Source organism: Occultella aeris, from assembly GCF_902703175.1.
In the GTDB taxonomy this organism is placed as follows: domain Bacteria; phylum Actinomycetota; class Actinomycetes; order Actinomycetales; family Beutenbergiaceae; genus Occultella; species Occultella aeris.
The window spans coordinates 228887-236402 of record NZ_CACRYJ010000071.1 but is presented as its reverse complement, the minus strand read 5'-3'; the positions used below and the strand labels follow the sequence as shown (position 1 = coordinate 236402).

The 7516-nt window shown below is 68.9% G+C and carries 7 protein-coding genes and 1 pseudogene; 6 read left to right on the top strand and 2 right to left on the bottom strand.

The window, feature by feature from the left end:
• The 3 genes and pseudogenes from HALOF300_RS27150 to HALOF300_RS26770 form a co-directional block, all read left to right on the top strand.
• Positions 1 to 1447, top strand: a pseudogene (locus tag HALOF300_RS27150) (hypothetical protein); the annotation flags it as partial.
• Positions 1448 to 1574: 127 nt separating this feature from the next.
• Positions 1575 to 2183, top strand: coding sequence for a nitroreductase family protein (locus HALOF300_RS26775; protein ID WP_156743909.1), 609 nt, complete (start codon positions 1575 to 1577; stop codon positions 2181 to 2183).
• A gap of 180 nt (positions 2184 to 2363) precedes the next feature.
• Complete coding sequence (locus HALOF300_RS26770; protein ID WP_156743908.1) at positions 2364 to 2813, top strand: nucleoside deaminase; 450 nt, start codon at positions 2364 to 2366, stop codon at positions 2811 to 2813.
• 335 nt (positions 2814 to 3148) lie between these two features.
• On the opposite strand, the gene HALOF300_RS26765 is transcribed toward HALOF300_RS26770, so the two are convergent.
• Positions 3149 to 3346 carry a hypothetical protein gene (locus tag HALOF300_RS26765; RefSeq protein ID WP_156743907.1) on the bottom strand — a complete coding sequence of 66 codons (198 nt, stop codon included), beginning with the start codon at positions 3344 to 3346 and terminating at the stop codon, positions 3149 to 3151.
• Positions 3347 to 3654: 308 nt separating this feature from the next.
• On the opposite strand from HALOF300_RS26765, the gene HALOF300_RS26760 reads away from it, so the two are divergent.
• The 3 genes from HALOF300_RS26760 to HALOF300_RS26750 all read left to right on the top strand — a co-directional run bounded on the left by HALOF300_RS26760 (position 3655) and on the right by HALOF300_RS26750 (position 5674).
• Positions 3655 to 4044, top strand: a complete 390-nt coding sequence (locus tag HALOF300_RS26760) for an ArsR/SmtB family transcription factor (protein ID WP_197522866.1) — start codon at positions 3655 to 3657, stop codon at positions 4042 to 4044.
• The gene (locus HALOF300_RS26755; RefSeq protein WP_156743905.1) at positions 4041 to 4511 is read left to right on the top strand and encodes an SRPBCC family protein; all 471 of its coding nucleotides are present in this window, start codon (positions 4041 to 4043) and stop codon (positions 4509 to 4511) included. Before HALOF300_RS26760 ends, HALOF300_RS26755 begins: the two co-directional genes overlap by 4 nt.
• A 335-nt stretch (positions 4512 to 4846) precedes the next feature.
• Complete coding sequence (locus HALOF300_RS26750; RefSeq protein WP_156743904.1) at positions 4847 to 5674, top strand: hypothetical protein; 828 nt, start codon at positions 4847 to 4849, stop codon at positions 5672 to 5674.
• A 113-nt stretch (positions 5675 to 5787) separates the two neighbouring features.
• Here the strand turns inward: HALOF300_RS26750 and HALOF300_RS26745 are convergent, their stop codons facing one another.
• Positions 5788 to 7287: an MDR family MFS transporter gene (locus HALOF300_RS26745; protein WP_156743903.1), complete on the bottom strand. Its 1500-nt coding sequence runs from the start codon at positions 7285 to 7287 to the stop codon at positions 5788 to 5790.
• Positions 7288 to 7516 lie beyond the last annotated feature (229 nt).

Below are 7516 nucleotides of genomic sequence, written 5' to 3'. Positions count from 1 at the left end.
CGCCGCCGACGAGACCCGCACCTCCTCCCAACGCCGCGCCCAAGCCCTCAGCGACCTCGCCCACACCGCCCTGGACCAGGGCAAGGTCGGCACCTCCGGGTCCGTGCGCCCCCACCTCGGCGTCCTGATCAGCTACCCCGAATTCCTCGACCTCATCACCACCACCCAAACAGCACCCGCAGGAACCGACGGAACCGGCGACAAAGAACCAGCAGCCGACGAGACCGCCGAAGGACCCGAACCCGGAGCCCAGGGAGCCGAAGCGCCTGAAGTGCCCGGAGCGCCCGGAGTCGCCGAAGCCGACGAGGCAGCCGGCGCGGCAGCTGACGAACCGCCCGACGCAGCGGAGGTGGACGGCTCGACCGCGCCTCCGCGGCCGATCACCGAACCCCTACCCGGCCTGGACCGCACCACCACCGACCCGGCCCAGCGCAGCCCTCGCAACAGCGGCACGCCGATCACAGCGGACCAGGGCGCCACACCGGCGAGCGAGACCGGCATTCCCGCGGAAGCGCCCACCCGGCCGAGCATGCCGACCGGGCCCGACGCCCCAAGGACCACCGACCCGTCGAGCGACCCTGACGCTTCCACGCAAACACCCACCCCGACGAGCGCAACCACGCGAGGGACCGGGGCGAACGAGCCCGGCGCCTCGACGGAAGCGCCCGCCCCGTCGAGCGCACCGACGGGAGCCACGACCGGCCCGGCACGTGACACGAGCGCACCGGCGGAGGCACCCAACCCGCCGCGCGCACCGGAGGGGACCGGTCTGCCCGAGGGCCAGTCCGAAACCGTCGGACCACTGGGCCAACCCACCGCCGGCACCAACGGTCCCGCTGTGCTCGACGTCAACGGCACCGCTGCGCCCGACATCAACGGCATTACCCTGCCCAGCACCGACGTGCCCGGCACCGACAGCACAGCCCTGCCCGGCACCGACGGCACCGCCCTGCCCGGCACGGCCGTGGCTGGCACCGACCGCACCGCTGTGCCCAGCGCCGGGCGGGACTGGGCCGTCCTGCTCGCCGCCGGGCCGGCGACGTTCATCGACAACACCGGGCCCGTGCCCCGGGACCTGCTCGACCGGATCATCGGCTGCGCCGGCGAGACCTACCGGATCATCTTCGGACCCGACAACGAGATCCTCAACCACGGCCGCGCCCACCGCCTGTTCACCGCCGCCCAACGCCGCGCCGTCATCGCCCGAGACCGCCACTGCATCTACCACGACTGCACCGCCCCACCCGAACACTGCGAAACCCACCACGGCACCCGAGACTGGGCCGACGGCGGCAACACCGACCTGCACGACGCAGCCCTGGTCTGCCGCTACCACCACCACCTGATCCACACCCACAACATCACCATGCTCCGACGCAACGGCACATGGCACTTCTACAAGCCAGACGGCACCGAAATCCTCCCCACCCGCAACCCCTGGAACTGATGCGAGAGGGAGCGTTTGGAGCGGGCCCGTCGTGTTCGCCACGCCAGCGCGCTCGCTCTGCACGGTAGGGGCGTCGGACCGGTGACCTGTGGATCAGCCGCGCCGGATCACCGGGCATGATCATGCTATGGAGTTCTCAGAGGTCGTTCGCCGCCGCAAGATGGTGCGGTCCTTCACGGACGAGGCAATCCCGGCTGAGGCGATCGAGGCGATGCTGTCGAACGCGGTCCGGGCTCCGAGCGCCGGATTCAGCCAGGGATGGGCGTTCCTCGTGCTCGACAGGCCGGACGACGTCGCGAGCTTCTGGCGCGTGACCACCCCGCCGGAGCGTGCCGGTGACTCAAGCGCCTGGTTGAGGGGTATGCGGACCGCGCCCGCGATCATCGTGCCGATGGCCTCCGAGTCCATCTATCGGGACCGATACGAGGAGCGGGACAAGGGCGCTACGCCCCGGGACCAGCAACAGTGGGCGGCACCGTACTGGCACATCGATACCGGCATGGCGTCGCTGCTGATCCTGCAGACCGCGGTCGATGCGGGTCTCGGAGCGTGCTTCTTCGGGATGCCGAAGACCCAGCACGAGGCGTTCCGGAGCGCATTCGGCGCACCGGCGACGTTCGAGCCGATCGGAGCGATCGCCGTCGGGCATCCCGCGCTTGACGACCGACTTGGGCTCTCGGCCCGGACGCGAAAGCGCAGACCGGACGCCGAAGTCGTACACCGCGGGCGCTGGTAGTCCCGCACGGACGTAAGCACGGACTCCCGGAGTCGGGACAGGGATCACTGGGGCGCTGCGGTGTCGGCGATGCGGGCTTGGCCCGTCCGCATCGTTGCGTGATCGCCGTGGCGTCGGGTGGAGAGTTGAACACCTCGACCCGCGCCAGTTCGGTGAGGTCCCACCTGCGAATGGAGCGTCATGTCCCTGTCCGATGGCGAGGGCCTCGCCCTCGCGCTCGAGGAAGCACGCGCCGGACGTGCCGAGGGTGGCATCCCGATCGGCGCAGCGCTCATCGCCGACGGCAAGATCCTCGCCGTCGGCCGCAACCGGCGTGTCCAGCTCGGCAGCTCCATTCGCCATGGCGAGACCGACTGTCTCGAGAACGCTGGTCGATTGCCGGCGACCGTGTATCGGCAGGCGACCATCGTGACCACGCTGTCGCCGTGCGATATGTGCACCGGAGCGATCCTGCTCTACGGCATCCCGCGGGTGGTCATCGGGGAGAACCGTACGTTCCTGGGGGGCGAGGACCTCCTGCGCGCCCGTGGGGTGGAGGTGGTGGTTCTCGACGACCCGTCCTGCACCGCGATGATGACGGACTTCATCGCCGATGAGCCAGCCCTGTGGAACGAGGACATCGGCGAGTAGCGGCTTCGTGTCCGCACTGGACGCGGAGCGTGGCGATGACTCAGCGCAGGCCGGTGCTGGGAACGTGGACAGAGCCGCCACTCGCGGTCGCGATGGCCTCAACAATGGTGTGCGGTGGGGTGTCAATGCTGGCGACGTCGACCACAACGCCCCGCCCTCGCAGGTGGTGCCACTGAGCCCACCCGCGGAAGGACCGAGCTGGGCCAGGAGGCTTGGTGCTGACACCGTCGCGTAACCGCAGCACTATCGCGGGAGTCCGCAGCCAACCTTGAGCAGGCTGGACCTCGACCGCTTGAATCGTGTGCCACGCAAGGCGAAGCGGAGGCTTGCACAGCTCAATGGCGGGTCCCTTGATCACCAGGACCGGGCGTGTTCCGGTCCGGGACAGCCAGGCCGCCAGTGTCGTCACGAGCAACCATCAGGAGCGCCAGGCTCGCTGCGAGCACGGCGGTCCCGACCGATCGGTGTCCGGAGACAATCAGGCCGACTCCGACGCCGACCCAGGCCACGAGGACGATGCTCAGCAGGCTCACGCGTGGACGGTAGATCGCAGTGACCGCCGCCGGCATGTCGTGTACCACGAGGTCGGCCCAAGGCCGAGGCTGGGACGGTGGGTCCGGCGGCGCCACCGGGGGCTGGGTCATGGACCTGTCCTCCATAGGTCGAGCCGTGCTGGTCCACAGTGTTCGGGTCTGTCGCGGAGAGTCGGGGGCAGCCGCAACGGTAGCCGGACCGGATGCCGCGGTGTCGGTCGATCCATCGGGGAAAGACGACGATTGACGACACTGGCGCGACGCTCTAGGGTAGTCAACCAAGTGATTGATCAACGAAGGATTTGATGATGGATGCTCGCGACGATCGACTGAACCGGGGCTTCATGGCCCTGGCCGATCCGGTCCGTCGTCAGATCATCGCTCGACTGAGTACCGGCCCGGCCACGGTGAATGATCTGGCCGCACCGTTCGAGATCAGCAAGCAGGCGATCTCCAAGCACATCCAGGTGCTGGAGCAGGCGGGCCTCGTGACCCGGACCAGGGACGCCCAGCGCCGTCCCGTGCACCTGGACGCCGCGGCACTGGAGTCCCTCACCGCATGGATCGACCGCTACCGCCTGCTCCACGAGCAGCAGTTCCGGTCGCTCGACGCGGTACTGGCCGCGAGCGATTCGGCCACCGGCGACTCAGCCGTGGCATACACCACAGAGTCCACATCCGAACTGGAGGAATCATGAGCAACGCAACCACCATCAGCGCACCCGCCGGCGTTCCCTTCATCGAGATCACCCGCGAGTTCGACGCGCCCGTCGAGGCCGTGTATCGCGCCCACGTCGAACCGGACCTCATCAAGCAGTGGCTCGGGCCGCGCGGGTATGAGATGACGATCGACCGTTACGACGTGAGTTCGGGCGGCGGCTACGCCTACACCCACGTCAACGGCGATGAGGCGTACCGGTTCCGCGGCGTCTTCCACACTGCCCGGGAGAACGAGCTCATCATCCAGACGTTCGAGTTCGAGGGGTTCCCGGACACTGTCAGCATCGAATCGATGACCTTCGAGGCGCTGGAGGGTGGTCGCACCCGGCTGACCGGTCGCAGCGTCTACCCGACACAGGAGGCCCGCGACGGCATGGTCGACTCGGGCATGGAGTCCGGGGTCAACGACGGCTATGAGCGACTCGACGAGCTTCTGGCCGGCTGAGGGGCAGGGCTGGGCACGTGGTCGGGAGTGACGAGGCTGAGGATGAGGGCCGGCCGCTCGATGGCGTGTCCGCCCGGCGGCGCTGGTGGCGTGTTCGCCCGGCGGCGCTGGTGGCGTGTTCGCCCGGCGGCGCTGATGGCGAATCCGCCCGGCGGCTCCATGTGGCTCCGCCGCCGCTGATGCAGCAGGCGCGATGAGACCACCCGCACCGTTTGCGGTGGCCCGGGAGGTCGGCTCGCGGGCAGCCGAACCTCCCGGATCACCTACGCTGACAGGGTGCCCCAGCCACGAACGTCCGGGGCCTTCGCCCCCGCCCTCCCAACCCTGGAGATCAGATGTTCCTGCTCGGCCCCGGTCCCATCCCCGCCACCTCGGAGGAACTCAGCCAGCGCCTGACGGCGGGCCTGAGCGAGCTGATGGGCCTGGGCGAGGACGCCCCGATCAAGGTTGCCGCAACGCTCGCGGACGATGGTTCCGTCCCCAGTGTGCAGATCGACCTCAGCGGAGCCCGGATTCGCACCAGGGGCTCTGACCGCAGCGAGCCGACGTTCACCGATCGCCAAGCCACCGTTCTCGGTGACCTGCAGATCCAGGGGTCGCCGATCACCGCCGAGGGGGTCCCGTTGACCGCCTCGGCGCAGGTCCGCGACCTCCCGGTGGCGTGGCGGCACACTGCCGAGGGCGTCCTGTGGCTCTGGCCGGACGAAGAGACCGATCGGGACGTCGCCCCCGAGGGGCACGCCGAGGCCAGCGCAATCATCGCGGATGTGACGGCGGCCCTGAAGGCACGCGGCACCAGCGCCCTCGCCCGACGGGGCTTCACGCTCAAGGACCTGACCCTGGAGGTCAAGGCGACCACCCCGAAATCCGCGACTCTGCGGGCCGAGGCCACCGTCGGAAAGTCGATCCTGTCCGCCAAGGCGATCCTGACCGGCGAGGCCTCGTTCGACGACACGTCCCGGATGACCGTGCGGAACCTGAAACTGACCAGCGGGAACCCCTTGGTCGCCGCGCTGCTGTCGGTCGCGAAGCGCTACACCGACGAATGGGACGGACGCACGGTCGACCTGTCCCAGTACGCCTTCGCGGGGGCCCGGGTGCGCGATGTGTCGATCAGCACCGAGGGCGGCGTCGTCCGTCTGAAGGCAACCGCGGGCGCCTGACCTCACGGCGCCTGACCTCACGCCCTGGATGACCGCACGTCCTGCCTGCACGCAATACGCCGACGGCGAGCGGTGGCTCGAAGCCACCACTCGCCGTCGGGCGCCAACTGCCGTCAGTGGACGGCGACCGGCGCTTCGTGCTCCTCGTCCGCCGTCCGCGCGGGCTCGTCCGGTCGACGGACGAACAACGCGGCGACGATGACCACCAGCGAGAGCACGGCGCCGCACGTGAACGCGGTCTGGGTCCCGACGGCGGTCGCATGCACCTCGCTGGCTCCGGCGTCGAGCGCGTTCACCTGAGCGACCGTCATGAGCACCACGAACAGGGCGGTGCCGGCCGCGCCGGCGAACTGCTGCAGCGTGCCGAGCACGGCGCTGCCGTGCGAGTACAGGCTCGGACGCAGCGACCCGAGCGCCGTGGTGAACAGCGGCGTGAACATGAGCCCAAGCCCGAGGCTGAGCACAACGTGCGCCGCGAGCACCATGCCGATAGGGGAGTGCTCGGTGAGCAGGGTCATCGACCACAGCGCTCCGGAGACGACCACCGCACCGGGCACCACCAGTGGCCGGGGCCCGTACCGGTCGTAGAGCCGACCGACGACCGGGCCGAGCAGACCCATTGCGAGACCACCCGGCAGGAGCATCAGGCCGACGGTGACGGTCTCGAGGTTGAGCACGTTCTGCAGGTACAGCGGCAGCAGGATGATCGTGCCGAACAGGGACATCATGAGCAGCGCCATCATGGTCAGCGAGACCGCGTAGCTCCGGGACTTGAACACGCGCAGGTCGAGCAGAGCCCGGTCATCACGTTGTAGGTACAGCTGACGCAGCACGAAGAACACCAGCGCCACGGCGCCGCCGCCGATGGGGATCGCAAGCGGGATCGGAGGTGCGTGCCGAGCGGCTTCACCAAGTCCGCTGAGTCCGAAGATCAGGCCACCGAAGGCGAACGCTGCCAGGACCACGGAGAGGATGTCGAGCGGCACAGGCTTCGGGGTGGAGACGTTCGGCACCCGAAGGGCACCCAGCACGAGCGCGGCGACGGCGATCGGCAGCACCAGCCAGAACAGCCACTTCCAGGGCAGGACGGACAGCACCAGGCCGGAGATCGCGGGGCCGACCGCGGGCGCGACGGCCATGACGATCGAGACGTTTCCCATGGTGCGTCCGCGTAGCGCCGGCGGGACCACGGTCATCAGGGTGGTCATCAGGAGCGGCATCATCATCGCGGTGCCGCTTGCCTGGACGACCCGGCCCATGATGAGGAGCCCGAAGGTCGGCGAGATGGCAGCGATCAAGGTGCCGGCGCTGAACAGGGTCATCGCGGCCAGGAAGATCGGGCGGGTGTTGAACCGCTGCATCAGATAGCCGGTGATCGGGATCACGACGGCCATGGTGAGCAGGAACGAGGTCGACAGCCACTGGCCCGTCGAGGCCTCGATGTGCAGGTCCGTCATGATGTTCGGGATCGCCACCGACATGATCGTCTCGTTCAGGATGACGACGAACGAGGAGACGAGCAGGAGCGTGATCACCAGCCGGGTGGATGGCGCGAGCCGTTCCGGTGCCCCGGGCGGAGCGTTCAGTGGGGGAGTCTGGGCAGTTTCAGGCATGGCGAATCCAGTCGATCGACGTGTCCGGGGCGGGAGTTGAGTCTGCGTCAACAACACTGTCCGGTCCAAGAACATTTCCGGACTGATGGACTTTATTCTCGGACCTCCTCCGCTGCCGCCGGACGCCGACGGACTGGCCTCCGGAGGCCGACGAGTGTCCCCGACACCATGGGCGGCGCAACCATGGACCATTGGTGCCGGCGGACCCGCGCGCGCCACGGACATTCTC

What these genes read in the sequence shown, in the direction of transcription:
- HALOF300_RS26775 (WP_156743909.1), top strand. Translation starts at nt 1,575, where the DNA reads ATGGAGTTCTCAGAGGTCGTTCGCCGCCGCAAGATGGTGCGGTCCTTC.
- HALOF300_RS26770 (WP_156743908.1), top strand. Translation starts at nt 2,364, where the DNA reads ATGTCCCTGTCCGATGGCGAGGGCCTCGCCCTCGCGCTCGAGGAAGCA.
- HALOF300_RS26760 (WP_197522866.1), top strand. Translation starts at nt 3,655, where the DNA reads ATGGATGCTCGCGACGATCGACTGAACCGGGGCTTCATGGCCCTGGCC.
- HALOF300_RS26755 (WP_156743905.1), top strand. Translation starts at nt 4,041, where the DNA reads ATGAGCAACGCAACCACCATCAGCGCACCCGCCGGCGTTCCCTTCATC.
- HALOF300_RS26750 (WP_156743904.1), top strand. Translation starts at nt 4,847, where the DNA reads ATGTTCCTGCTCGGCCCCGGTCCCATCCCCGCCACCTCGGAGGAACTC.
- HALOF300_RS26745 (WP_156743903.1), bottom strand. Translation starts at nt 7,287, where the DNA reads ATGCCTGAAACTGCCCAGACTCCCCCACTGAACGCTCCGCCCGGGGCA.